Annotated in this window: 21 protein-coding genes and 1 pseudogene; 13 read left to right on the forward strand and 9 right to left on the reverse strand. The window is 67.5% G+C overall.

Annotation, left to right across the window (positions count from 1 at the left end):
* The 3 genes and pseudogenes from L324_RS36420 to L324_RS36430 form a co-directional block, all read left to right on the forward strand.
* Positions 1-1,221: pseudogene (locus tag L324_RS36420) on the forward strand (HNH endonuclease signature motif containing protein); the annotation flags it as partial.
* A gap of 578 nt (positions 1,222-1,799) precedes the next feature.
* Entirely contained in the window at positions 1,800-4,700 is a 2,901-nt protein-coding gene (locus L324_RS36425; RefSeq protein ID WP_037319790.1) for a glycoside hydrolase family 48 protein, read from the forward strand.
* Between the two features lie 47 nt (positions 4,701-4,747).
* Positions 4,748-6,232 (forward strand): cellulase family glycosylhydrolase, encoded by a 1,485-nt coding sequence (locus tag L324_RS36430; protein ID WP_173426442.1) that lies wholly within the window; start codon positions 4,748-4,750, stop codon positions 6,230-6,232.
* A gap of 48 nt (positions 6,233-6,280) precedes the next feature.
* On the opposite strand, the gene L324_RS36435 is transcribed toward L324_RS36430, so the two are convergent.
* The 6 genes from L324_RS36435 to L324_RS36460 are packed head-to-tail and all read right to left on the reverse strand — an operon-like array spanning position 6,281 to position 12,623.
* Positions 6,281-7,060 (reverse strand): HpcH/HpaI aldolase family protein, encoded by a 780-nt coding sequence (locus L324_RS36435; RefSeq protein WP_037319795.1) that lies wholly within the window; start codon positions 7,058-7,060, stop codon positions 6,281-6,283.
* The gene (gene hpaH / locus L324_RS36440; RefSeq protein ID WP_037319797.1) at positions 7,045-7,830 is read right to left on the reverse strand and encodes a 2-oxo-hept-4-ene-1,7-dioate hydratase; all 786 of its coding nucleotides are present in this window, start codon (positions 7,828-7,830) and stop codon (positions 7,045-7,047) included. The genes L324_RS36435 and hpaH overlap by 16 nt, the downstream gene beginning before the upstream one ends.
* A gap of 9 nt (positions 7,831-7,839) precedes the next feature.
* The gene (gene hpaD / locus L324_RS36445) at positions 7,840-8,934 is read right to left on the reverse strand and encodes a 3,4-dihydroxyphenylacetate 2,3-dioxygenase (protein WP_037319799.1); all 1,095 of its coding nucleotides are present in this window, start codon (positions 8,932-8,934) and stop codon (positions 7,840-7,842) included.
* Positions 8,935-8,963: 29 nt separating this feature from the next.
* Positions 8,964-10,469, reverse strand: coding sequence for a 5-carboxymethyl-2-hydroxymuconate semialdehyde dehydrogenase (gene hpaE / locus L324_RS36450; protein WP_037319801.1), 1,506 nt, complete (start codon positions 10,467-10,469; stop codon positions 8,964-8,966).
* Between the two features lie 13 nt (positions 10,470-10,482).
* A complete protein-coding gene (locus L324_RS36455) occupies positions 10,483-11,154 on the reverse strand; it encodes a GntR family transcriptional regulator (protein ID WP_037319804.1) in 672 nt (223 codons plus the stop codon).
* A complete protein-coding gene (locus L324_RS36460) occupies positions 11,136-12,623 on the reverse strand; it encodes a fumarylacetoacetate hydrolase family protein (RefSeq protein ID WP_037319806.1) in 1,488 nt (495 codons plus the stop codon). Before L324_RS36460 ends, L324_RS36455 begins: the two co-directional genes overlap by 19 nt.
* 92 nt (positions 12,624-12,715) lie before the next feature.
* Here L324_RS36460 and L324_RS36465 point away from each other — a divergent pair, with 92 nt between their 5' ends.
* The gene (locus tag L324_RS36465) at positions 12,716-14,092 is read left to right on the forward strand and encodes an MFS transporter (protein ID WP_037319808.1); all 1,377 of its coding nucleotides are present in this window, start codon (positions 12,716-12,718) and stop codon (positions 14,090-14,092) included.
* A gap of 387 nt (positions 14,093-14,479) precedes the next feature.
* Here the strand turns inward: L324_RS36465 and L324_RS36470 are convergent, their stop codons facing one another.
* Positions 14,480-15,169: an IclR family transcriptional regulator gene (locus L324_RS36470; RefSeq protein WP_037319810.1), complete on the reverse strand. Its 690-nt coding sequence runs from the start codon at positions 15,167-15,169 to the stop codon at positions 14,480-14,482.
* Positions 15,170-15,228: 59 nt separating this feature from the next.
* Here L324_RS36470 and L324_RS36475 point away from each other — a divergent pair, with 59 nt between their 5' ends.
* From L324_RS36475 to L324_RS41110, 6 genes are all read left to right on the forward strand, one after another.
* The gene (locus tag L324_RS36475; RefSeq protein ID WP_037319812.1) at positions 15,229-15,777 is read left to right on the forward strand and encodes a flavin reductase family protein; all 549 of its coding nucleotides are present in this window, start codon (positions 15,229-15,231) and stop codon (positions 15,775-15,777) included.
* Between the two features lie 30 nt (positions 15,778-15,807).
* Positions 15,808-17,268, forward strand: a complete 1,461-nt coding sequence (gene hpaB, locus L324_RS36480) for a 4-hydroxyphenylacetate 3-monooxygenase, oxygenase component (RefSeq protein ID WP_037319814.1) — start codon at positions 15,808-15,810, stop codon at positions 17,266-17,268.
* A gap of 187 nt (positions 17,269-17,455) precedes the next feature.
* Positions 17,456-18,253 (forward strand): hypothetical protein, encoded by a 798-nt coding sequence (locus L324_RS36485; RefSeq protein WP_152547109.1) that lies wholly within the window; start codon positions 17,456-17,458, stop codon positions 18,251-18,253.
* Positions 18,243-19,307 carry a thiamine-phosphate kinase gene (gene thiL, locus L324_RS36490; RefSeq protein ID WP_152547110.1) on the forward strand — a complete coding sequence of 355 codons (1,065 nt, stop codon included), beginning with the start codon at positions 18,243-18,245 and terminating at the stop codon, positions 19,305-19,307. The genes L324_RS36485 and thiL overlap by 11 nt, the downstream gene beginning before the upstream one ends.
* Before the next feature lie 5 nt (positions 19,308-19,312).
* Complete coding sequence (locus tag L324_RS36495; RefSeq protein WP_037319819.1) at positions 19,313-20,071, forward strand: hypothetical protein; 759 nt, start codon at positions 19,313-19,315, stop codon at positions 20,069-20,071.
* Positions 20,062-20,691, forward strand: coding sequence for a class I SAM-dependent methyltransferase (locus L324_RS41110; RefSeq protein WP_051174301.1), 630 nt, complete (start codon positions 20,062-20,064; stop codon positions 20,689-20,691). The genes L324_RS36495 and L324_RS41110 overlap by 10 nt, the downstream gene beginning before the upstream one ends.
* On the opposite strand, the gene L324_RS36505 is transcribed toward L324_RS41110, so the two are convergent.
* On the reverse strand, positions 20,692-21,177 hold the full coding sequence (locus L324_RS36505; protein WP_235783749.1) for an HIT family protein: 486 nt from the start codon (positions 21,175-21,177) through the stop codon (positions 20,692-20,694).
* A 38-nt stretch (positions 21,178-21,215) separates the two neighbouring features.
* Positions 21,216-21,857 carry a (d)CMP kinase gene (gene cmk / locus L324_RS36510; protein ID WP_161780906.1) on the reverse strand — a complete coding sequence of 214 codons (642 nt, stop codon included), beginning with the start codon at positions 21,855-21,857 and terminating at the stop codon, positions 21,216-21,218.
* A gap of 707 nt (positions 21,858-22,564) precedes the next feature.
* Here cmk and L324_RS36515 point away from each other — a divergent pair.
* The 3 genes from L324_RS36515 to L324_RS36525 all read left to right on the forward strand — a co-directional run bounded on the left by L324_RS36515 (position 22,565) and on the right by L324_RS36525 (position 26,094).
* Positions 22,565-22,996 carry a Fur family transcriptional regulator gene (locus L324_RS36515; RefSeq protein WP_037319824.1) on the forward strand — a complete coding sequence of 144 codons (432 nt, stop codon included), beginning with the start codon at positions 22,565-22,567 and terminating at the stop codon, positions 22,994-22,996.
* A 35-nt stretch (positions 22,997-23,031) separates the two neighbouring features.
* Positions 23,032-25,266, forward strand: coding sequence for a catalase/peroxidase HPI (gene katG / locus L324_RS36520; RefSeq protein WP_037319826.1), 2,235 nt, complete (start codon positions 23,032-23,034; stop codon positions 25,264-25,266).
* A gap of 72 nt (positions 25,267-25,338) precedes the next feature.
* Complete coding sequence (locus tag L324_RS36525) at positions 25,339-26,094, forward strand: ZIP family metal transporter (protein WP_037319828.1); 756 nt, start codon at positions 25,339-25,341, stop codon at positions 26,092-26,094.
* Positions 26,095-26,143: the final 49 nt, after the last annotated feature.

The raw sequence follows: 26,143 nt of genomic DNA on the forward strand, positions 1-26,143 counted from the left end.
GGAGCTTGCTCATGGCGTGCAGCAGTTCCTGCAGGTGATCCGGGTCGCCACTGCCGGGCTGGGGCGGTATCTGGCGGAGATCGAGTCTCGCGGGGCGAAAGACTTGTACGGCTACGGGTCGACCATCAGATGGTTCGCCGATGTGGCCGGACTGTCCTTCGGCGAAGCGCGGCCGGTGGTGAATCGCGCGATCGCGCTGAACCCGACCCGGGCTTTGGATGGGACCGAGCTTCCGGCCTCGGCACCCGCCACCGCTGCTGCGGCCGCCGAAGGAGCGGTCGGGGACGAACGAATCCAGCAGATCCTGAACTTTCTGGCGAGCCTGCCGCTCGACACGTCAGCAGAGGACCGGGAGCACGCGGAGAAGACCCTGGCCGAGCTGGCCCGGCACGCCGGGCCACAGCAACTGGCCAGAGCCGAACAGAACCTACTCGGCTGGCTCGACCCCGACGGCGCCGAGCCGNNCGCCGAGCCGAAAGAACCCGAACCCAAACAGCCCCGCCGGGAACTCACTCTGGAACGCCGCAAAGACGGGTTCTGGAAACTCAACGGGCTCCTCGACGACGAGGCCGGTGCGCGGACGGCGGCGGCGTTGGAGGCGTATGCGTCACCACGCCCGGTCGACGAATTCGGCCAAGCCGACCTGCGGACCAGACCCGAACGCCTCGGCGACGCCTGGGTCGACCTGCTCGACCTCGCGATCGCCTGCCCCGACCAGCCCGGCACCTCCGGCTACCGCACCCTCGTCCACGTCACCATCGGCCTGGAGGAGCTGAAGTCGGGTCTCGGCACCGCGTGTGTGGACTTCGTCGGGACGATGACCGCCCGCGAGGCCCGGATGGCCGCCTGCGACTGCCTCATGCTCCCCGTCGTTCTCAACGCGGCCGGTGAACCGCTGGATGTCGGGCGGATGCGACGGTTCGTCACCCCCGGCCAGCGCCGGGCGTTGAACATCCGGGACCGGGGTTGCGCGTTCCCGGGCTGTCATCGGCGGCCGAAGAACTGTCACGCCCACCACACCACATCCAGCACTGGGCAGACGGCGGACCCACTGACCTGCGGAATCTCACCCTGCTCTGCGGGTTCCACCACCGCCTGATCCACCACGGCGACTGGGAAGTCCGCATGGCCGCCGACGGGCTCCCCGAGTTCATCCCGCCCCAGTATCTGGACCCGCTACGAAGAACCCGGCGCAACACCCTCCACCGCGCCGCCGCCTGACCCCGCACCACCCGAGGAGCCCGCCAGCCACACTGGCGACGGGCCCCTCGGCATGCCCGCAGATAGGGCGCCTTCAACGCCTGGCGCGCCAACCAGGCCAACGAAAGCCCTCAACATTCGCGATCAGGGGCACGACTTCCCGGGTGGCCGAAGAACTGGCGCCCCCACATCCGCCACCGGGCAGACGGCGGCCCCGGCGACCCGTCCTCAAGCAGGCGCCACGTCCCTGGATGTCCTTCATTTGTAAGTTTCACGACGAGGATCAAATACGTCGCATTGACGATCGTGACCGAGAACCACCGGCTGGCAGGAGCCAACCGCGGAGAAACGCTCCTCACCCGAATCCTCCACCGCCCACCCAGTCCTACCTGACCAAAGGGTCACCACCAGCCCGCCCCTCACGACCCCCGCGTTTAGTCGACTGATCGCCCACCCGAACCGCCCCACCCCAACCATCCTGATCATCCACAAAGGACAGAAGACTCCGTTCGGCGGAGTGTGTCTTCCCAGAACGTAATCGCCCGGCTACCCTGCATGGGAGCGCTCCCAGTCGCCCGTCCGGCCAGAGGAGAGGATTCATGAGATCCAGAAGAGCCTTACCCGCCTTACTGCTGACGGTGTTGCTCTCAGTCGCGCTGATGACCGCGGCGCAACCCGCGGCGGCGGCGGTTTCGTGCACGGCCGAGTACGGCGTGACCAACGAATGGGACACGGGTTTCGGTGCCACCGTGACCATCCGCAACCCGGGCACCGAGCCGATCAACGGCTGGGATCTGACCTGGACGTTCGCCGACGGCCAGCGGATCAGCCAGCTGTGGAACGGTGTCCTCACCCAGACCGGGGCCGCGGTTTCGGTCCGCAATGTGGACTGGAACAGGACGATCCCGGTGGGCGGTTCGGCCCAGTTCGGGTTCAACGGCAGCAAGGGGGCCGCGAACCGGGCTCCGGTGGACTTCGCCGTCAACGGGACGGCGTGCACCGGCGCGAACCGGGCGCCGTCGGTCGCGTTGACGAGTCCGGCGAACAACTCCAGCCATCCCTTGTCGACGGTCATCCCGCTCGCCGCGGAAGCGAACGATCCCGATGGCACGGTCGGCAAGGTCGAGTTCTACGCCGGTACCGAACTGCTCGGCACCGACACCTCGGCCCCGTTCCAGCTCGGCTGGACCCCGGCCGCGGCGGGGCAGTATTCCGTCGCCGCCAGGGCTTATGACGACAAGGGCGCGTCCACCGTGTCCTCGCCGATCGCGGTCCGGGTGCTCGCGGCGCCGACGATCGTCGCGACTCCGGCGACGGTTTCGGTCCGGCAAGGGACGTCGGCCACTGTGGATGTGACGCTGGCGAGCGCACCGTCGGCGACGGTCCCGGTCGCGATCGCCCGGGCTTCGGGCAGCGCGGATCTCACGGTCGCGCCGACGCAGCTGACCTTCACGACCGCGAACTGGAACGTCGCCCAGAAGGTCACGATCACCTCCGCCGCCAACGGGGGAGCGCTCGCCTCGGCGACCTTCTCCGCCACCGCGGCCGGTTATGACGCGGCCACCGTGACGGTGAACGAACTCGACCCGGCGACGCCTGCGTTCAAGACCGCGTTCCTGACGCAGTACAACAAGATCAAGGATCCGGCGAGCGGCTACTTCCGGCGGTTCGGCGACCTGCTCGTTCCCTACCACTCGGTGGAGACGCTGCTGGTCGAAGCACCGGACCACGGTCACGAGACGACGTCCGAGGCGTTCAGCTACTACCTGTGGCTCGAAGCCGCGTACGGCCAGATCCAGGGTGACTGGGCACCGTTCAACGCAGCGTGGGCGTCGCTGGAGAAGTACATCATCCCGCCGCACGCCGACCAGCCCACCAATGACAAGTACAACGCGGGCAAGCCGGCGACGTACGCACCCGAACATCCCCGGATGGACCGTTATCCGTCCCAGCTCGACTCCGGCGTCTCGGTCGGTTCCGATCCGATCGCCTCGGAACTGAAGACGGCCTACGGTACCGACGACATCTACGGGATGCACTGGCTGCTCGACGTCGACAACACCTACGGCTTCGGCCGGTGCGGCGACGGCAGCAGCACCGCGCCGGCGTACATCAACACCTACCAGCGCGGTTCCTCGGAATCCGTGTGGGAGACGATCCCGCAGCCGTCGTGCGACACCTTCAAGCACGGTGGGCCGAACGGGTTCTTGGACCTGTTCACCAAGGACTCGTCGTACGCCAAGCAATGGAAGTACACCAACGCGCCGGACGCCGACGCGCGGGCCGTCCAGGTCGCCTACCTCGCCCAGAAGTGGGCGACGGCGCAGGGCAAGGGCACGCAGGTCGACGCGGTCGTGAAGAAGGCGTCGAAGATGGGCGACTACCTGCGGTACGCCATGTTCGACAAGTATTTCAAGAAGATCGGCGGCTGCGCGAGCCCGAGTTGCCCGGCCGGGACGGGCAAGGACAGCGCGCATTACCTGATGTCCTGGTACTACGCCTGGGGCGGCGCGACCGACACCTCGGCGGGCTGGGCCTGGCGTATCGGCGACGGCGCGAGCCACCAGGGTTACCAGAACCCGCTCGCGGCGTACGCGCTGGCCAACGACCCGGCGCTCAAACCGCGTTCGGCGACGGGTGCCGCGGACTGGGCGAAGAGCCTGGACCGGCAACTCGAGGTGCTGCAGTGGCTGCAGGCCAGTGAAGGCGGGATCGCCGGTGGCGTCACCAACAGCTGGGAAGGCCAGTACGGCGCGCCGCCCGCGGGCACGCCGACCTTCTACGGCATGTTCTACGACGCTCACCCGGTCTGGCGTGACCCGCCGAGCAACCGCTGGTTCGGCTTCCAGGTGTGGAACCTGGAACGGGTCGCATCGCTGTACCAGCTGACCGGCGACGCCAGGGCGAAGAAGATCCTGGACAAGTGGGTCCCGTGGGCGATCGCCAACACCACGACCGGCGCGGACTTCAAGATCCCGGCCGATCTGGAATGGACGGGTGCGCCGGAAACGTGGAACCCGGCGAATCCCGCCGGCAACACGGGCCTGCACGTCAAGGTGCTCAACCACAACCAGGACGTCGGGGTCGCGGCCGCGTACGCGAAGGTTCTGCTGAACTACGCGGCCAAGTCCGGCAACGCCGCCGCCAAGAGCACGGGTGAGGCGCTGTTGAACGGGATGCTGGCGCACACCGACACGCTCGGGGTCGCTACGCCGGAGACTCGCGGCGACTACGGCCGGTTCGACGACGCCTACAACTCCACCACCGGTGAAGGGACTTACGTGCCGCCGGGCTGGACCGGGAAGATGCCGAACGGGGACACCATCGGAGCGAACAGCACGTTCCTTTCGATCCGTTCGTTCTTCAAGAACGATCCGCAATGGCCGAAGGTCCAGGCCCATCTGGACGGTGGGGCGGCACCGACCTTCACCTTCCACAGGTTCTGGGCGCAGGCCGAAGTGGCGACAGCGTTCTCCCTGCACGTCCAACTCTTCGGCTGACCAGGAGGACATCGGTGAAAGCATGGCGTTCACGCACACTGAAGTGCTTGATCGCCGCGTTGGTCGGGCTCGCCTCCTTCACGGTGGTGAGCCCGACCGCATCCGCGGCGGGAACGGGATCCGGCTATTGGAGCGCTCGCGGCGCGCAACTGGTCGATGCCAAGGGCGATCCGGTGCGGATGACCGGCATCAACTGGTTCGGTTCCGAGACGGCGAACTTCACCTTCCACGGCCTGTGGAGCCGTAACTACCGCGACATGGTCGCGCAGATGGCGGGCCTCGGTTACAACACCATCCGGATCCCTTACTCCAACCAGATGCTCGACGCGGGTTCGGCGCCCACGAGCATCGATCTGACGAAGAACCCCGATCTGGCAGGACTTTCCGGGATCCAGATCATCGACAAGGTGATCGCCGAGGCCGGGACACGCGGGATGCGGGTGATCCTGGACCGGCATCGCCCGGACGGCGCCGGGCAGTCACCGCTCTGGTACACCGCCGCCTATCCCGAAGCACGCTGGATCGATGACTGGAAAACCCTCGCCGCCCGGTACAAGGGAAACACCACCGTGGTCGGTGCGGACCTGCACAACGAACCACACGCGGTGTCCGGTGGCGGCGGCGCCTGCTGGGGCTGCGGTGATCAGGCCGTGGACTGGCGTCTGGCGGCGGAGAGGGCGGGTAACGCGATCCTCTCGGTCAACCCGGATTGGCTGATCATCGTCGAAGGTGTCGACTGCGTCGCCGGCACCGGTTCGCCGCAATGCGGCTGGTGGGGCGGGAACCTCTCCGGTGCCCGGCAGTTCCCCGTCCGGCTGAGCAAACCGGGCAAGCTGGTCTACTCGGCGCACGAGTACGCCACTTCGGTGTTCGCGCAGCCGTGGTTCGACGACCCGGCCTTCCCGGCTAACCTGCCCGCGCTGTGGGATCACTGGTTCGGCTACTTGGAGAAGGAGAACATCGCGCCGGTGCTGCTCGGCGAGTTCGGCAGCACGCTGCGGGATCCGCGTGACGGCGTCTGGCTCAGGGAACTGATGCGGTACTCGGGATCCGGACCGTCCGGAATGGACTTCACCTACTGGTCCTGGAATCCCAACTCCGGGGACACCGGCGGCATCCTCAACGACGACTGGACCACGGTGAACACGGTCAAGCACGGGTACCTGAGCCCGTACCTGATCCCGCCGTCGGGCGGTGGGACGCAGGAGCCGCGACCTGGGTGCACGGCGGCGTACCGGGTCGAGAACACCTGGAACGGCGGCTTCACCGCCACGATGCGGCTGACCAACACGGGAACGGACGCGATCGCGAACTGGACGGCGGCCTGGACCGTGCCGTCCGGTGTGCAGGTGATCAGCGGCTGGAACGCGACGGTGGCCCAGCAGGGCAGCACGGTGACGGCGACGGCTCCGGCATGGGCACCGGCGCTGGCCGCCGGAGCGAATGTGACTATCGGATTCCAGGCCAACGGGGCGGCAGCCCCGGCGCCGTCGGAATTCCGGTTGGGGACGGCATCCTGCACAGCAGGGTGAAACGCGGTGGGTCGCCGCGATCCGATGGCGTGGCGACCCACCGCCCGGTCAAGGGTTCCGGGGATGGCGCCGGGCGAGTGCCTCCGAACCCTGGGCGAGCAGTGTGACGTCGGCGCCGACGAGGACGAACGAGGCGCCGGCGTCGAGGTAGCGCTGGGCCTGTGCGGGGTCGAAGGCGTTGACGCCCACCGGCTTTCCTTGTGCCCGCACGGCCTCGAAGGTGCCGAGGACGGCGGAGGTGACGTCGGGATGTGTCTGCTGTCCGAGCAGGCCCATCGAGGCGGCCAGATCGGACGGCCCGACGAAGACGCCGTCGACGCCGTCGACAGCCGCGATCTTCGCCGCGTCCGCCACCCCGGCCGTGGACTCGATCTGCACGAACAGCGAGGTGAACTCGTCCGCCTTGGTGAGATAGTCCTCGACCCGGTTCCAGCGCGCCGACCGGGAGAGGGCACTGCCGACGCCGCGTACGCCCCGCGGCGGGTAGCGGACGGCGCGCACGACGGCCTCGGCCTGCTCCGCGCTGTCGACCATGGGGACGAGCAGGTTCTGCGCGCCGAGATCGAGCAGCTGTTTCAGGGCGACGGGGTCGCCGGACGGGGCGCGCACCATCGGCGTGCTCGGATAGGCGGCGATCGTCCGCAGCAACGACTCCACCGTCTCCAGGCCGGCGGGGGAGTGCTCGGTGTCGACGAGCAGCCAGTCGAGCCCGGAGCCCGCGCAGATCTCCGCGACGACCGGACTGCCCGACGTGACCCACATGCCGATCAGCGGACGGGCGGACTCGGCCAGCCGCGCGCGGAAGGTCGGCGCTAGACGAAGCGGCATGTGATCGCCCCCAGGTCCCGGTAGTCGGCGGTCACCGTGTCACCGGGGTGGACCCACATCGGCCGGGTGAACGAGCCGGCCAGCACGATGTCGCCCGGATCGAGCTTGTCACCGTGCTGCGCGAGTTTGTTCGCCAGCCAGGCCACGCCGTTCGCGGGATGGTTCAGCACCGCGGCCGCGACACCGGATTCCTCGATGGTCTCGTTGCGGTACAGCAGCGCCGACACCCACCGGAGGTCGACGGCGTCCACCGCGACCGGGTTGCCACCGTGGACCATCCCGCCCATGGCCGCGTTGTCACTGATCGTGTCCACAATGGTCCGACCCGCCATCTCGACCCGCGAGGACAGGATCTCCAGCGCGGGCACGACGTATTCGGTCGCGCGCAGCACGTCGAACACCGTGACGTCAGGTCCGGCGAGCGAATCACGGAGCACGAAGGCCAGCTCGACCTCGATGCGCACGTTCGAGAACCGGCCGTGTTCGATGACGGAACCGTTCTCGAACACCATGTCCGCGAAGATCGCGCCGTAGTCGGGTTCCGTGATCCCGGTGGCGGCCTGCATGACCTTCGAGGTCAGCCCGATCTTGCGGCCGACCGGACGGCGCCCCGCCGCGATGCCGCGGCGCCGCCATTCGTTCTGCACGGCGTAGGAGTCTTCGACGGTCATGTCCGGATAGCGCGCCGTCAGCAACGGCACGGTTTCCCGGGCCTCCTCCGCGGCCGCCAGTTCGTCGGCGATCGCGGTGATCGTTTCCTGGTCGAGCATGTCCCCGCCTCAGAGCTGGTTGCCGAGTTTGTACTCGCCCTGTTTCCAGGACGGCAGTTCCCCTTCGTCGTCGCCCTTGCGGGTGTAGGAGAAGCCGTCGGCGCCGATGGTGACCTCCAGTTCGCTGTCCTCGGTCCTCGCGGCCACCGGCTGCGGTTTGCCGTCGAGGTCGAGCACGAGGGACGCCTCGGTGTACCAGGACGGGACCACCGGCGTGCCCCACCAGTCCCGGCGCTGGTTGTCGTGCACGTCCCAGGTGACGACGGGGTTGTCCGGGTCACCGGTGTAGTAGTCCTGCGTGTAGATCTCGACGCGGTGCCCGTCGGGATCGCGAAGGTAGAGGTAGAAGGCGTTCGAGACGCCATGCCTGCCGGGACCGCGTTCGATGTGGTCCGACATCCGCAGCGAACCGAGTTTGTCGCAGATGGACAGGATGTTGTGCTTCTCGTGCGTGGCGAACGCGACGTGGTGCATCCGCGGGCCGTCGCCGCCGGTCATCGCGGTGTCGTGCACGGTCGGCTTGCGGCGCATCCACGCCGCGTAGGTGACGCCCTGGTCGTCCTGGATGTCTTCGGTGACACGGAAGTTGAGGTCCTCCATGTGCTTGACCGCGCGCGGGACATCCGGAGTGACCTGGTTGAAGTGGTCGAGCCGGACCAGCGCGCCCGGTACGTGCAGGTCGTAGCGCCAGCTGAGCCGTTCGACGTGCTGGACGTCGTGGAAGAACTCGAGCGGGAAACCGAGCGGGTCCTGGACGCGCACCGAATCGCCGATGCCGCTGGTGAACCCGTTCTCGCGGCGCTCGACCCGGCAGCCCAGTTCCGTGTAGAACGCGACGGCCTTGTCGAGATCCTCCGGGGACCGCACCCGATAGGAGAAGGCGGCGACCGCGGCGACCGGGCCCTGGCGCAGCACGAGGTTGTGGTGGATGAACTCGTCGATCGTGCGGAGGCTGATCGTATTTTCGTCCTCTTCGGTCACCGTCAGGCCGAGGATGTCGGCGTAGAACGCGCGCGAGCGGGCGAGATCGGTGACGACGAGTTCCATGTACGCGCAGCGCAGGACGTCCGGCGGCGGTGAGGACGGGGTGGGGATCGGCTTCATTGCGGAATCCTTTGTGGACGGAGGACGGGTCAGCCCTTGCCGAAGGCGGGGTTGTGCACCTCGCCGAGGTTGATGTGCACCGCCTGCTGGTCGGTGTAGAAATCGATCGAGCGGTACCCGCCCTCGTGCCCCAGTCCGGACGCCTTGACCCCGCCGAACGGCGTGCGCAGATCCCGGACGTTGTTCGAGTTGAGCCAGACCATCCCGGCTTCGACGGACTGCGCGAAGTTGTGCGCCCGCTTGAGGTCGTTGGTCCAGACATAGGCGGCCAGACCGTATTTCGTGTTGTTCGCGAGTTCGAGCGCCTCGTCCTCGCCTTCGAACGGCGTGATCGCGACGACCGGACCGAAGATCTCCTCCTGGAAGATCCGGGCGTCCGGTTTGACGTCGGCGAACACCGTCGGCGCCACGTAGTTCCCGGTCGGGAAGCCGTCCGGGCGGCCGCCGCCGGCGACCAGCCTGCCCTCGGTCTTGCCGATCTCGATGTACTTCATGACCTTTTCGTAGTGCTCGGGGTGCACCAGCGCGCCGACCTCGGTCGCGGGGTCCGCCGGGTCACCGACGACGACGCGTTCCGCCTGCGCGGCGTACCGCTCGACGAACTCGTCGTAGATCGCGCGTTCGACCAGGATCCGGCTGCCCGCGGTGCAGCGTTCGCCGTTGAGGGAGAACACGCCGAAGATGGTCGCGTCGATCGCGGTCTCCAGATCGGCGTCCGCGAAGACGATGGCGGGCGACTTGCCGCCCAGTTCCATCGACAGTCCTTTGAGGAACGGCGCGGCGTTCCCGAAGATCAAGCTCCCGGTCCTGCTCTCCCCGGTGAACGAGATCAGCGGGACGTCGGGATGCTTCACGAGCGCGTCGCCGGCGTCCTCGCCGAATCCGTTGACGAGGTTGAACACGCCCGGCGGGAGTCCCGCCTCCTCGAAGATCTCCGCCCACAGCGACGCCGAAAGCGGCGTGAACTCGGCGGGTTTGAGCACCACGGTGTTGCCGGTCGCCAGCGCCGGGGCGAGCTTCCACGACTCCAGCATGAACGGCGTGTTCCAGGGCGTGATCAGCCCGGCGACACCGATCGGCTTGCGGTTGACGTAGTTGACCTGGCGGCCGGGCACCTTGTAGGCGTCATCGGCCTGCGCGACGATCAGATCGGCGAAGAACCGGAAGTTCTCCGCGGCCCGGCGTGCCTGGCCCAGCGCCTGCGAGATCGGCAGGCCCGAGTCGAAACTCTCCAGCGCCGCCAGCCGTTCGTCGCGCGACTCGACGAGGTCGGCGATCCGGTTCAGCACCCGCGACCGTTCGCGCGGCAGCAGCTTCGGCCACGGTCCCTCGGTGAACGCCTTCCGCGCGGCGGCGACGGCGCGGTCGACGTCGGCCTTCTTCCCGGCGGCGGCCCGCACATAGACCTCGTTGGTCACCGGGTCGAGTACGTCGAAGACGGCGCCGTCGGCCGAATCGACGAGTTCGCCGCCGATGTAGTGCCGGATCCGCTCGGGGACACCGTCCGGGATCGGCCGGGGAGTAGTGCTGGTCAAAAGTCCTCCTCAGTCAGCGGTTCGCGCGCTCTCGAGCGTCCAAAAAGGCCTGCATGGTGGCCCAGCGGTGATTGCGCGCGGCGAATTCGATGTCGAGCGGGTCGGCCTTCTCGGAGATCAGCCGGAGGATCTGTTCGTGTTCTTCGACCGAGTGGTGCGCGCGGTCGGGGACGAACGCGAAGGTGGAGTCGCGCAGTCCGGACAGCCGGGTCCAGCCCTGGTGCACCAGGTCGAGGATCTGCGGATTGGGGCAGCAGGCGAACAACAGCGAGTGGAACTGCTGGTTCAGCGCGGTGAACTCGTGCGCGTCGAAGTGGTCCAGCAGGGTGATCATCCGTTCGTTCACCCTGCGCGCCTTCGCGATGTCCTCTTCGGTCAGTCCCGGCGCGGACAGCGCGGTGGCGACCCCTTCGACCACGCCCAGGGTCTGCATGGCGTGGACGTATTCGTTCTGGTCCACCATGGCCACCCGCGCGCCGACGTTGCGCTCGAAGGTCACCAGCCGTTCGGCCTCCAGACGGCGGATCGCCTCGCGCACCGGGACGACGCTCATGTCGAGCGCGCCGGCGATCTCGGCGAGGACGAGCCGGTAGCCGGGTCCGTACTCGTGCCGGGCGATCCGCTCACGCAGCCACTCGTAGGCGAGTTCGGACTTGCTGGCCGTCTTCACTGTTTCTTCTGCCATGCCTCATACCTTTCCCGCCACAACGGGTTCAGCGGGAAGAGCCCCTCGATCGGGCGTCCCTGTCCGACCTGCTCCGCGATCCAGGCGTCTTCGTCCTCCTGGACGAGCGTCGCGTCGACGACCTCTTCGGCCAGCGCCGGCGGGATGACGATCACGCCGTCGTCGTCGCCGACGATGATGTCGCCGGGCAGGACGGTCGCCCCGCCGCAGGAGACGGCGACGTCGGTGTCCCACGGAACGTGCTTCCGGCCGAGGACGGCGGGATGCGGGCCGTGGGAGAACACCGGGAGGCCGGTCGCGGCCACGGCGCCGAAGTCGCGGACGCCGCCGTCGGTGACCACTCCGGCCGCGCCGAGATACCGTGCCCGCAGCGCCAGGATGTCGCCGAGCGTGCCGGAACCCGCGTCGCCCCGGGCCTCGATGACGATCACCTCGCCGCTGCCGACCGAGTCGAACAGGCGCTTCTGCGCGTTGTAGCCGCCGCCGTGGGATTTGAAGAGGTCTTCGCGGTTCGGGACGAAACGCAAGGTCCGTGCCGTGCCGACGATCTTCGAGCCGGGGATGTTGGGGCGCACGCCGTCGATCGCGACGTTGTTCAGCCCGCGCTTGCGCAGCTGGGCGGACAGGCCCGCGACGGGCGCGCGCAGCAGCTTGGCCCGGAGTTCTTCGCCGAGCGCGGGAGCAGGCTCTTCCTCCTGCTCGGGGACGACGGGGGTGCCCCAGGCTTCGGCGCGCTGCTTGTCGTCGGCCTCGGGGAGGCCGCCGATGTCCGAAAAGGACCGGATCCCCTGGGTGACGGTGGTGTGGAGTCGTCCGCTGCTGACCGAGGTGCCGGGAACGTCCACTTCGACCACGACGACGTCGCCGGGGGAGACCACGGAGGATCCGGCGGGGGTGCCGGTGAGGATGACGTCGCCGGGTTCGAGCGTGAAGTGCTGGGAGAGGTCGGAAACGAACTGCCGCAGGGGGAACAGCAGTCCGGCCGTGGTGTCCTCCTGCGCCAGGTCGCCGTTCACCCAGGTGCGGACGCGCAGGGCGGCGGGGTCGATGTCGCGAGCGTCGATGAGGCCCGGGCCGAGCGGGGTGTAGCCGTCGCCGCCCTTGGACCGGACGTTGGAGCCCTTGTCCGCGGCGCGCAGGTCGTAGAGGCCGAAGTCGTTCGCGGCGGTGACCGCGGCGACGTGGTCCCACGCCCGCTCCGGTTTGACCCACCGGGCCGCGGTGCCGATGACCAGGGCGATCTCGCCCTCGAAGGCCAGCAGTTCGGTGCCGGCAGGGCGTTCGACGGTGCCGCCGGACGTGCCGAGCGAGCTCGACGGCTTGAAGAAGTACGACGGGTTCGCCGGACGCCGCCCGCGCTGCTCGGCCCGTGACGCGTAGCTGAGATGGACGGCGATGATCTTGCCCGGCCGGGTCCCCAGTGGACCGGATCCGCGTCCCGATGGCGCCGATGCCTCGTATGTGCCCATGTTCCCCTGAATCCTCGACCCTTGCTTCGTATCTAATAACGTATATGATTCCGTGCCACAGTGGCAAGGCGGCCGACGACAAAGGAGTCCACGTGTCGAACCCAGCGCAGGATCAGCGCACCTCCGGCCGGACCGCTCCACCGTCCGCGGAACGGCGCCGGGTCGCGTTCGCGACCGTCGTCGGCACCACGGTCGAGTGGTACGACTTCTTCGTCTACGCGTCCGCCGCCGGTCTCGTCTTCGGCAAGCTGTTCTTCTCCGGCCTCGGGGCGAACAGCACCCTCGTCTCCTTCGCGACCGTGGGCGTGAGCTTCCTGTTCCGCCCGCTCGGCGCCTTCCTCGCCGGGCATTTCGGCGACAAGTACGGCCGTCGCGTGGTCCTGGTGCTCACCCTGATCCTGATGGGTGCGGCGACCACGCTGATCGGCGTGCTCCCGACCTTCGACCGGATCGGCGTCCTCGCGCCGGTCCTGCTGATCCTGCTGCGGGTCCTGCAGGGTGTCTCGGCGGGCGGTGAATGGGGCGGCGCCGTGCTGATGGCCGTCGAGCACGCGCCGTCGAACCGGCGGGGGCTCTTCGGTGCCTCGCCGCAGATCGGCGTCCCGCTCGGCCTGCTGCTCGCCTCCGGGGTGCTGGCGCTGACCAGCCTGCTCGTCCCCGGCCAGGCCTTCCTCGACTGGGGCTGGCGGATCCCGTTCTTGCTCAGTGTCGGGCTGATCCTGGTCGGGCACTACGTCCGGCGCCGCGTCGAGGAGAGCCCGGTCTTCCGGGAGATCGCCGAACGCCGCGAGCGGACCCGGACCCCGATCGTGCGGCTGTTCCGTGAGCACGCGGCACTCGTCCTGGTGGCCGCGCTGGTGTTCGCGGGCAACAACGCCGTCGGCTACATGACCACCGGCGGCTACATCCAGAACTACGCGACCAACCCGAAGGGCCCGATCGGGCTCGACCGCGGTCCGGTGCTGTGGGCGGTGACCGCGTCGGCGGCGACCTGGCTGGTCTCGACCTGGGCGGCGGGCGCGGTGTCCGACCGGATCGGCAGGCGGCGCACCTACGTGCTGGGCTGGTTCGCGCAACTCGCCGGCGTCGCGGTGCTCTTCCCCTTGGTGGACAGCGGAAACATCGTGCTGCTGGCCTTGGGTTTGGTCATTCTCAGCGTGGGGCTCGGGTTCACCTACGGCCAGCAGGCGGCGTTCTACGCGGAGCTGTTCCCCGCCTCGATCCGGTTCTCCGGCGTTTCGATCTCCTACGCGCTCGGCGCGATCCTCGGTGGCGCGTTCGCGCCGACGATCGCCACCGCGCTGGTCGGGGCGACCGGCACCTCGTGGTCCGTCGCCGCCTACCTCGCCGGGATGACGATCATCGGCCTCGTCGCCACCTTGCTGTTGCGTGACCGGTCGGGGATCCCGCTCGGGCCGGACCACGAAACCGAGCAGGCGGTGAGCCCGCTTCGGTTCGGGAAGCGCTGAAGGGCAAGGCAAAGGTGCGTCTCGTGAGTGGTAATGACGGTTCTAACCGTCATTACCACTCACGAGACGCACCTCACCACGCCGCTGCGGTTGCTCGCCCCTGTAGTACATGAAGGCCCCCTTCTTGTACCTAGGCGCAAGTATGGGGGCCTTCATGTACTGGGCAAGGTGTGAAGGTCGAGTTTCCTCGGCTGAGCCGCGGGAAGGGGTCCTTCCCGCGCGGCCCGGACCACTAAACCGAGCAGGCGGTGAGCCCGCTTCGGTTCGGGGGCTGAAGGACGCTTTCCCCGCATGCGATGCGGGGAAAGCGCCCTTCGCCGCATGCGATGAGAGGAAAGGCCCCTTCAGCCCCTGCCGGACCCTCACCAAGCCGGCCGTCCGTGACGCTCATCCGCCGAGAGCGTCACGGACGGCCTTCGCCGCCGCCTTGAGCCGCTCCGCGAGTTCGGCGGGGGTGTGCGGGCTGGACAGATAGACCACCGCGAGCGCGGCGGGGTTGTGCCCACGCAGGGGGAGGGGCACGGCGACGGCGCTGAGGTTCTCGATCACCTCGCCATGGCTGTCCGCGTAGCCGCGGGCGGCCACTTCACGCACGTCCACCGGCCAGTCCTCCGACGGCAGCTGGGAAAGGATCGCGCGGCCAGGGGCGCCCGCGGTGAAGGGATGCCTGGATCCCGGGCGCTGAGCGACGGACGCGACGGCGTGCCGGGGTTCCACGCTGACCAGGGTCACGCACTCTTCACGGTCCAGCACCGCCACGAAACAGGTCATGCCGAGTTCGTTCGCGACCGCGGTCAGCTCGGGCAGCGCGGCGGCCTGCAGATCGTGTTTGATCCCCGCCGCGAGCGCGGCCAGTCGTGCGCCGAGTTCGTATTTCCCGGCGGGTTCCCGGGTCACCAGGCCGTGGTCTTCGAGTGTGCGGATGAGCCGGTACGCGATCGACCGGTGCACGCCGAGCCGTTCGGCGATCTCGTCGACACTGAGCGCTTCTTGGGCGTCGGCAAGGACTTCGAGGACGCGGATGCCGCGGCTGAGTGTCTGGGACGCACTCGCGGTCTTGCGGGAGTCCGAAACCATCGTATACGATCCATTTCGATAGTTGAACTGTCTGTTCGATTATAGAACAGGAACCGACGATGATGTCTCGCGAGTTCAGTTTTCCGCCGGGTTCGAACCTCTACCGGCCTCCCGCGCAGTTCTTCCGCGGCTGTCTCGGCCGGTTCGCCACGGGCGTCGCGGTGGTGACCTTCGACGCCACCATGGCCGACGGGACGGTGAAGCGGCACGGGCTGACGGTGAACTCCTTCACCGCGGTCTCTCTGGATCCGCCGCTCGTACTCGTTTCCATCCAGCGCACGGTGAAGAGCCATGACCTGCTCGAAGGATGCCCGTTCGCGGTCAACGTCCTCGGCGCCGAACAGCGGGCGCTGGCGATGAACTTCGCCGGACGGCCGACTCCGGAAGGCGGTCCGGTCTGGGTCGAAGGCGGGCACGCGCCAAGGCTCGGCGGTGTCCTCAGCTGGTTCGACTGCACGCCGTGGGCCGCTTACGACGGTGGCGACCACACCCTGTTCCTCGGCGAGGTGCGGGAGTTCGACTACCGCTCCGGCGACGCGCTGGGCTTCGTCGACGGGCAGTTCTCGACGATCCACGAATCCGCGCAAGGCCACGAATCCCTGTTCTGACCACGACGTCCACCCGAGAAGGAGCACGACATGGGAGCCCGCACAGGACAGCAGTACCTCGACAAGCTCAACGCGATGACGCCGGAGCTGTACGTCGACGGCGAGAAGGTGACCTCGAAGGTCGCCGAGCACGCGGCGTTCCGCAACAACGCCCTGACCTACGCGAAACTGTTCGACCTCCAGCACGATCCGGCGCACCGCGACGTCCTGACCTACGAGTCGCCGACCACGGGGGAGCGCGTCGGGACGTCGTTCCTCGTGCCGCGCACCGAGGAGGACCTCAAGCGCCGTCGCGCCGCCTTCTCCGTCTGGGCGCGATACTCCAACGGATTCCTCGGTCGCACCGGCGACTACATGAACTCGTCGCTCACCGCGCTTTCGACCGCGAAGAAGTTCTTCTCGCAGGCGGATCCCGTCTTCGGCGAACGTATCGAGAAGTACTACGAGATGGCGCGTGAGAACGATCTCCTGGCGACGCACACCCTGATCCCGCCGCAGGTCAACCGTTCGGTTTCGGGGAGCCGGCAGGGTGGCGGCAACCTTTCGGCCAAGGTGGTGGAGGAGCGGGCGGACGGCATCGTCGTCCGCGGGGCCCGGATGCTCGCCACGATCGCGCCGATCGCCGACGAACTCCTGGTGTTCCCGTCGACCGTCCTGCGCGGCACCCCCGAGGACGCCCCGTACTCCTACGCCTTCGCCGTCCCGAACGACGCGCCGGGGCTGAAGTACTTCTGCCGCGCCGGACTTCACCACGGCCGTTCGCACTTCGACGAGCCGCTCGCCTCGCGCTTCGAGGAGATGGACGCGGTCGTGGTGTTCGACGACGTCTTCGTCCCGAACGAGCGCGTCTTCCTGCTCGGGCATCCGGAACTGTGCAACGCCTGGTACTCCGAGACCGGGGCGGGCGCCCTCATGACCCACCAGGTCGTCACCCGCACGCTGGCCAAGACCGAGTTCTACCTCGGGCTCGCCAGCGAGATAGCCGCCGCGATCGGCATCGGCGGCTTCCAGCACATCCAGCAGGACCTTTCGGAGCTGATCTCCTACGTCGAGATCGAGAAGGCCGTGCTGCGCGCCGCCGAGGCCGACGGCGCGGTGAGCGAGGACGGCGTGTTCCTGCCGAAGTGGGAGGTCCTCAACGCCGCCCGGAACTGGTATCCCACCAAGGTTTCGCCGCGGCTGACCGAGATCATCCGCAAGTTCTCCGCGTCCGGCCTGATGGCCCTGCCGGGGGAGGCGGACTTCGACGCGGAAGGGCGTCCCGACATCGACGTCTACCTCCAGTCGGCCACCCTGCCGGCCAAGGACCGCGCGCGGCTGTTCAAGCTGGCGTTCGACGCGTCGGTCTCGAGCTTCGCCGGGCGGGAGTCGCTGTACGAGTACTTCTTCTTCGGCGACCCGGTGCGGATGGCCGGCGCCCAGGTGAACGCGTACCCGCGCGAGGCCCTGCAGGAGCGCGTGCGCGAACTCCTGGCACGGGAAGGGTACTAGGCCCGGATTTCGTCGATGGATCGCCGTCCGCGCGCGATTTCATCGGCGATTTCCCCGGGTGCGCACCCGGCCGTCGATCCACTCTTCCGGCGGCCGGTGTTTTCGCCCATGATGTGTCCCGAATTTGTCCAAAGTTCCGTTATCACGAAGCGATGAGCGCGTTGCGACGTTCGAGCTAATCTCCGCATTGACCGTTCAAGTCCGCCATATCGGTGCGCAAAAATCCAGGTGCCCTGATCGACGATGGCCAGGACGAGCGGCAGGGGGAGACATGATCGAAACCGTGCAGTGCGCGGGCGCGGATTTCTGCGAAGAGCTTTCGGGCTCGGGTGACACGTCCTTCACCCGTTTCTACGAAGGCGACCCACCATCGCGACTAATATATTCGACGGAAAATTTGACCTTACTGGCCGACATGTCGCCGCTCGTCCTCGGGCATCTTCTGCTGTTGCCGTCGAACCACTACCTGTCGTTCGCGCAGGTGCTTTCCCTCCATGCGGCCGAGGTTCGCGATCTTCTGGACGGTTTCCTGCCGCTGTACCGGGAAACCTTCGGTGAACCGCTGATCCTGGAGCACGGGTCGAGCGCGGGGCAGGGAAGCCACGCGTGCATCACGCACGCGCATCTGCATTTCCTCCCCGTCGACGGCGACGCCGTGGACGCCCTCCTTGTCGGGGATTCCCTCACTTACCTTGATTTGAGCGACCTCGGCGAACTCACACTCCCGCCGTGGCCTTCTTCGGCCTATTTCCTGCGTGTGTACCGGGAGAAATATCGAGTCTATCGGCCGACCGGGGAACAGAAAAGGCAGTATCTGCGTTCGATCGTCGGAGCCGTGCTGGCGATCGAAGAACCGGAATGGGATTACGCGGTGGTGATGCGGAAGGCGGCGCTGCGCGAGACCATGCGAATGGTGGACTACTGGCCGGGGAAACTCGACGGGACCGTCATGGCCGCCGATGCGGAGGCGGCCCGTGTCCGGTGAGAACTTCTCCGACGAGCCGACCCGCCTCGCCGAGACGATCGTGCCGCTGTTCGCCCGGCAGGCCGGTGCGTTCACCCCGGTCGCGGCCCCGGACGGCAGCCGGGTGGAGCTGATCACGGGAGCCGACGACCAGGACGACTGCGCGGTCTTCCGGCTGACCGGGAACCACGACCTCGTGGTGGGCACCGATTACGTCCGCGGCCCCAAGTTCAGGTTGTACGAGATGGGCCACCTCGACGAATACGACCTCGGGTACTACCTGGTCGCGGCCAATCTGAGTGATATCGCGGCCATGGGGGCGAAACCGATCGGCCTGCTCTCGGTCGTCAGGTATCCGGCCGAGATGGACGACGTCCTGTTCGGATTCGTCATGAAGGGCATCCGCGACGCGTGCGCCGCCTTCGGCTGTCCCAACGTGGGCGGTGACATCGGCGGCGCGGAACGGCTGATCCTCGCGGCCTCGGCGCTGGGTGTGTGCCCCGCGGGCGGTGCGTTGCTGCGGTCCGGGGCGAAACCGGGTGACGTCGTCTGCCTCACCGCGCCGACGGGACTCGCCGGCGCCGCGATGGCCTATCTGCGGGCGGGGATTCCGGACCCGGCGATCGAAGGGCTCCTTCCGTCTCTGCTCGCCAACTGGAAACGACCGGTGGCGCGGATCGGCGAAGGACTCGCGCTCGCGGCCAGCGGATTGGTCACGAGCTGTCAGGACACTTCGGACGGACTGAAGGCCACCTTGCTGAGCATCGCCGACCTCAGCGGTGTCGGGATCGCCGTCGACGAGCGGGCGGTCCCTGTCCCCGAGTCCGTGGCGGCCGTGGCCGCGCACGTCGGCGTGGAGCCACTGGCCCTGGTCCTGGGCGATTCGGTCGATTTCGAACTCGTCTTCACCGTGCCGCCCTGCCGGGTGGACGAACTCGCGGAATCGGTGGATTTCCACCGGATCGGCGTGGTCGTCGAGGAACCGGAAGTGGTACTGGTGGGCGAGGACGGCAGCCGTGCGGCGTTGCCCGGAAAGGCGTGGCGGCACCAGGGCGGCGGCGACGGGAAGGCATGAGCCGGATGACGGCCAAGTCCGCCGACAAGGTGATCCTGCTTTCGGCGACGTTGTTCTTGGCGGGCAAGGCCTACAACATTCCATCGAAGGCTTTCTGGGATGCACTCCTGAGTGGCCGCTCCTATCTGCTGTTGATCTTTCTCGTGGTGGCCGGTGTGTTCGGCGCGTTCACTCCGTTCGAAAGCTGGCGGCGGCGTTCGTTCGTGGACCGGAACGTCATCATGCGCCGCCGCGTGCTGTCCACCTTCGGCAGGCTGCTGGAGATCAGTGCGGAAATCGAGCCCCCGTTGGAGACCGGCGATCTGGCCCTCCATCTGTGGCGGCGAAAGCGGACTCTGCGGCATCCGGTCCACGGTGTGCTCAAGCGTCTCTCCTCCTATCGGATGTCATCCTTTCCGGCGACCCGGACCTTCGCGCCGGTCCGCGGTGTCGGCGCGGTGGGACTGTGCTGGCTCCACGATCGTGAGGTGGCGATCGACGTCGCGCCGCTGGTCGCGGCCCTCACCGACCCGGCGAAATACGACGACCACGTGGCACGGCACGGTAAGGAATCGGTGATGAACCTGTCCTGGGAGCAGTTCCAGGCGCTCAAGCATCGAACCGCGCTCTTCGTCACCCCGATCAGAAGCGGGCGCAACAAGTTCGTCGGCTGCGTGAGCGTCGACGCCGGCAGTGGTTACGAAGTGCTCAACCGGCGGCAGCTGCTCGAGGAGATGACCAACCTGGGGATGGCCGTGGGCCGTGAGGATTTCGAATGCACCTGAACGGCGAAAACCTGCGCGCACTCGTATCGAAGACCCGCCGGACCTATGACGAGCACGCCGCGATATATATCCGCACCACCGGGACGCTCGACTTGTTCCCCGGCCTCGATCAGGAGCTGGCCCGGTTTTTCGAGGCCCTTCCCGGTGGTGTGGTCCTGGACCTCGGTTGTGGTGCGGGACGCGACTCCGAGTATCTGATCGGGCTGGGCGCGGCCGTGCTCGCGGGTGACGTCAGCGAGGAGATGCTGCGGATCACCCGGGACCGTTGCGGCGTCTTCGGTTCGGTGCAGTGCGACCTGCTCGCCCTGCCGCTCGCGGCCGGGGTTTTCGATGGCGTGTGGGCTTGTGCGAGCGTGCTGCATCTGCCGCGCCGGGCGCATCCCGCCGCCTTCTCCGAAATCCACCGGGTGCTCGCGCCGGGCGGGGTCGCCGCGATCAGCCTCAAGGCGGGGGAGGGCGAAGGATGGGTGCGGGATGTCCGGATGCCGTCCGCGCGATGGTTTTCGTTGCGCAGGCCCGAATCCGTACTCGAAGAACTGCACGCCGTCGGATTCGGGGCGGCCGAGGTGCTGCCGAGCGGCAGAGGTGACTGGTTCGTCGTGGAGGCGGTGAAGACCTGATCAGGCCCATTCGTCGGGGTCGATCCCCGGCAGGATCTGGCGGATGCCGCCCCGGGGGTCCGCCACATCGCCTTCGTAGCGCGGGATCAGATGGATGTGCAAGTGGTCGATGGTCCGGCCCGCGGCCCGTCCTTCGTTCACCCCGATGGTGTAACCGGCGGGCTGGAACTGTTCTTCGATCCGTTGCCTTGCTTGTTTGATCAGGTCGTAGACCTCGGCATGTTCGGACTTGGTGAGGTCGAAGTAGGACTCGACATGTCTTTTCGGGACGACCTCGACATGACCTTTGGCTAGCGGGTAGTTGTCCCAGCGGACGTAGATTTCGTCGCCATTGATCACCAGCTCATTGACGTCGGGATCATGAATCTGACAAAAGAGGCATTTGCCGGTAGCCGGCTCGGCTTCGTGTTCTTTCGCCATCGCCGGTTCCATCACTAAATACTCCTTGTCATTGATCGACCACTTGAAGTCATACCCGGTGGTCAACTTAGCTTCGTCGCAGACAAAGCAAAAGCGTACTCGCACTATCGGTTGATCTCTAAGCCTCGGTTGAGACACGCCGAAGACATTCGGCCCACCACCTGATCGAGAGTGAGACCGGAGGTGTCGATCCTGATGGCGTCCTCGGCGGCGACCAACGGCGACGCCGCGCGGGACATGTCGGCTTCGTCCCGGCGGATCACGTCTTCGAGCACGTTCTCATAAGAGCCGGCCCGCTCTTGGTGTACTCGCCGCATCGCCCGGACTTCGGGTGTCGCGGTCAGATAGAACTTCACAGGTGCGGTGGGGAAGATCGTGGTGCCGATGTCCCGTCCTTCGATGACGCACTGTGCCTGGTTTCCGGCCCAAAGCCTGATGAGGCTGGTGACGCGCTGCCGGACGTCCGCGATCCTGGCCACGGCCGAAACGGCCACGTTGACCGGGGCCGCCCGCAGTTTGTCCGGGGCGTAGCGCTCGGAGGTCAGCAGGCCGGCGGAGCGGCTTTCCCTGATCAGGTCATCACAGAGGCCGGTGACCTCGCGCGCATTGTCGACAGGAATTTCGCGTCGCAGCGCTTCGAAGGCGATAATGCGATAAGTCCGGCCGCTTTCGAGGTAGTGCAGGCCGAAGATTTCCGCCAGTGCCAGGCAGGTGGACGTCTTGCCCGCCGCCGCCGGTCCGTCCACCGCGATGACCGTGCTGACGCCTGGTTCGGGCATGTCGATTCCTTGCTGGTGAGCCGGCGCCGGAGTTGGATCGAATGAGCAGGGCGCAGACGCTACCACGGAAGGAATCGGTGCGTGGCAACGTCTTGTGCACGGTCGAGAGGCAGATTGGCGACGCTCTGGTGATATCCGCTCACCCGTACAGGGTATTCGATGCGCCTCGGATGGGTTGATGCGTAACCAAAGTGCTCTTCGACGACGGAAAGCGCACCTCGCGCGGTCGCGATCGGTCGAGTGAACTTCTTGCCATGAGAGGAAGTTTCGTGTCGTGTTCGCACTTCAGAGGTGCGGGTATGGCTCGGGGCTGAAGGGTGCTTTCCCCGCATCGCATGCGGCGAAAGCGCCCTTCGCCGCGTGAGATGAGGGGAAAGTCCCCTTCGGCCACGCCTGTCGCGACCTTGGCCGGCGCTCGGGCGGGTGCTCAGGTCTTTTCGGGAAAAATGCAAATGGGTCGAGAGAATGTGCTTTTCGGCAAGCGGGATGTCCTGGGGGTAAAATCTCCGAATAGTTTTTGTAACGAAAGCCACAAAGATGACGTCAGTAGCGGCAACCGCCCTTGAAGGTCCGGGTGTCCCGCAGGACGCCCGGTGAAGCCCGCGTGAGGTGGGCGGGACACGCCCGGGATCCGCGAACTTGATTCATTCCAGAAAATCGGCCAGACTGCGGCGGTGCCCACGACCCCGGACTTCGAGCGGATGCTGCGCGGGGCCGCCCTGCGCGTGACGCGTCCCAGGGTGGCCGTGCTGACAGCGGTACGCGACCATCCGCACGCCGACACCGACTCGATCATCGGTGCCGTGCGCGCGGAGCTCGGTGAGGTCTCTCACCAGGCGATTTACGATGTGTTGCGGGCACTGACCACCGCGGGCCTCGTCCGGCGCATCCAGCCGGCCGGGTCCGTGGCACGTTATGAGTCCCGGGTCGGGGACAACCACCACCACGTTGTGTGCCGATCATGTGGTGTCATCGCCGACGTCGACTGCGCCGTCGGTCCCGCCCCCTGTTTGAGCGCGTCGGACGACCACGGCTTCGTGATCGAAGAGGCCGAGGTCATCTACTGGGGCCTGTGTCCCGACTGCGCGACGAAAGCCCGTTCCTGAGCCCTGCAAAGCTCGAATACTCCGGAAGGATTCCCTTGTCTGACAGCCCGGACGCCGTCGTCGGCGAGATGAACGAAGAGAGCGCGGGCGGCTGCCCCGTCTCGTCGGGCCGCCGTAACCACCCCACCGAAGGCGCGGGCAACCGTGACTGGTGGCCCAACCAGCTCAACCTGAAGATCCTCCGGAAGCATTCCGCCGCCTCCGACCCGATGGACGCCGGGTTCGACTACGCCGCCGAGTTCAAGACCGTCGACCTCGACGAACTCGCCAAGGACGTCGACGCCGTCCTCACCACCTCGCAGGACTGGTGGCCCGCGGACTTCGGCCACTACGGCGGCCTGATGATCCGGATGGCGTGGCACAGCGCGGGCACGTACCGCATCGAGGACGGCCGCGGTGGCGCGGGTGCCGGCATGCAGCGGTTCGCCCCGCTCAACAGCTGGCCGGACAACGGCAACCTGGACAAGGCCCGCCGCCTGCTGTGGCCGGTCAAGAAGAAGTACGGCCGCAAGATCTCGTGGGCCGACCTGATGATCTTCACGGGCAACCGCGCCCTGGAGACCATGGGCTTCAAGACCTTCGGCTTCGCCGGTGGCCGCGCGGACGTGTGGGAGCCGGACGAGGACGTGTACTGGGGCCCGGAGCGCACCTGGCTCGGCGACGAGCGCTACACCGGTGACCGCGAGCTCGAAGGCCCGCTGGCCGCCGTGCAGATGGGTCTCATCTACGTCAACCCGGAAGGCCCGAACGGCAACCCGGACCCGCTGGCCGCGGCCCGCGACATCCGCGAGACCTTCCGTCGGATGGCGATGAACGACGAGGAGACCGTCGCGCTGATCGCCGGCGGCCACACCTTCGGCAAGGCGCACGGCGCGGCGAACCCCGACGAGTACGTCGGCGCGGAGCCCGAGGGCGCCTCGATCGAGGAGCAGGGCCTCGGCTGGAAGAACTCCTTCGGCAGCGGCAAGGGCCGGGACACCATCACCAGTGGTCTCGAAACCACCTGGACCTCCACGCCGACCCAGTGGAGCCACGGCTTCTTCCAGAACCTCTTCGGCTACGAGTGGGAGCTGACCAAGAGTCCCGCCGGTGCCCACCAGTGGCAGCCGAAGGACGGCGCGGGCGCGAACACCGTGCCCGACCCCGAGACCGGTGAGCTCAAGCGCCCGCCGACGATGCTCACCACCGACCTGGCGCTGCGCTTCGACCCGGTCTACGAGCAGATCTCGCGTCGTTTCCTGGACAACCCGGACCAGTTCGCGGACGCCTTCGCCCGCGCCTGGTTCAAGCTGACCCACCGTGACATGGGCCCGATCCAGCGCTACCTCGGCCCGCTGGTCCCGCAGGAGACGCTGATCTGGCAGGACCCGGTGCCCGCCGTCGACCACGAGCTGATCGACGACGCGGACATCGCCTCCCTCAAGGAGAAGCTGCTCGCGTCGGGCCTTTCGGTCTCGCAGCTGGTCTCGACCGCGTGGGCGTCGGCTTCGACGTTCCGCGCCAGCGACAAGCGCGGTGGCGCGAACGGGGCCCGCATCCGTCTCGAGCCGCAGCGCGACTGGGAGGTCAACGACCCGCAGACGCTGGCCCAGGTGCTGCGGACCCTGGAAGGTGTCCAGGAGTCGTTCAACAGCGCCCAGACCGGTGGCAAGAAGGTCTCGCTGGCCGACCTGATCGTGCTGGGTGGCGTCGCCGCCGTCGAGCAGGCCGCCAAGGACGGCGGTCACGAGATCAAGGTGCCGTTCACCCCGGGCCGCACCGACGCGACGCAGGAGCAGACCGACGTCGAGTCGTTCGCCCCGCTGGAGCCGACCATCGACGGGTTCCGCAACTACCGCGGCAAGGGCCACCGTCTCCCGACGGAGTACCTGCTCATCGACCGCGCGAACTTGCTGAACCTGAGCGCGCCCGAGCTGGCCGTCCTCGTCGGTGGCCTGCGTGTCCTCGGCGCCAACGCCCAGCAGTCCACCCACGGCGTGTTCACCGCGAAGCCGGGGTCGCTGACCAACGACTTCTTCGTGAACCTGCTCGACATGGGCGTCCAGTGGACCGCCGCGTCCGGTGACGCGGAGACCTTCGAGGGCCGCGACACCGCGACCGGCGAGGTCAAGTGGACCGGTACCCGGGCGGACCTCGTGTTCGGCTCGAACTCCGAGCTTCGCGCGGTGGCGGAGGTCTACGCCAGCGATGATGCCAAGGAGAAGTTCGTCCGCGACTTCGTGGCGGCGTGGGACAAGGTGATGAACCTCGACCGGTACGACCTGGTCTGAGCTTGATCTCCGACGTCCGGGCCCGTCGCTCTTCGCGGCGGGCCCGGACGTTTTTCATGCGGAGGGAGTTCGATGGGCGCGGTGCTCGAAGCGGGCGGATGGGGACTGCTGGCCGGGTCGGCGTTGCTGTTCGGCGCGCTGCTCGGGTTCCTGGTCCGGATTCCGGGTAGGGCCGTGGCCAGCGTGATGGCCTTCGGCAGCGGGGTCCTGATCTCCGCGGTGTCCTTCGAACTGATCGCCGACGCGCACGAACGGGGCGGCTTCCTGCCGACCGCCCTCGGCGCCTTGGGCGGGTCGCTGATCTACACCCTCGCCAATATCGTGCTCGCCAAGAGGGGCGCGCGTCATCGCAAACGCTCGGGCGGCCAGCAGCCGTCCGAGACGGAGCAGGCCGGTTCCGGTACGGCCATCGCACTCGGCGCGCTGCTGGACGGCGTCCCCGAATCGATGGTGATCGGCACCAGCCTGCTCGGTGGCGGGAGCGTCAGCGTCGTGACCGTGGCGGCCGTCTTCATCAGCAATGTCCCGGAAGGACTCTCCAGTGCCGCCGGGATGAAGCGGGCAGGCCGGAGTCCGCGCTATGTTTTCGCGCTCTGGAGTGGTATCGCCGTGATCAGCGGGGTCGCCGCGCTGCTCGGCTACGGGCTGCTGGGCGGCGCGTCCGGCACCGTCATGGCCGTGATCACCGCACTCGCGGGCGGGGCGATCCTCGCCATGATCGCCGACACGATGATCCCCGAGGCCTTCGACGACGCGCACCTGTGGACCGGGCTGATCACCGTCGCGGGCTTTCTCACCGCGTTCGGCCTTTCGCGCCTCGAAGGCTGACCGCGGGCGAGCCCGGACTGGCGGACGGTGTCACGCGTTCGGCGTAGTC

Source organism: Amycolatopsis orientalis DSM 40040 = KCTC 9412 (assembly GCF_000478275.1).
GTDB lineage: Bacteria > Actinomycetota > Actinomycetes > Mycobacteriales > Pseudonocardiaceae > Amycolatopsis > Amycolatopsis orientalis.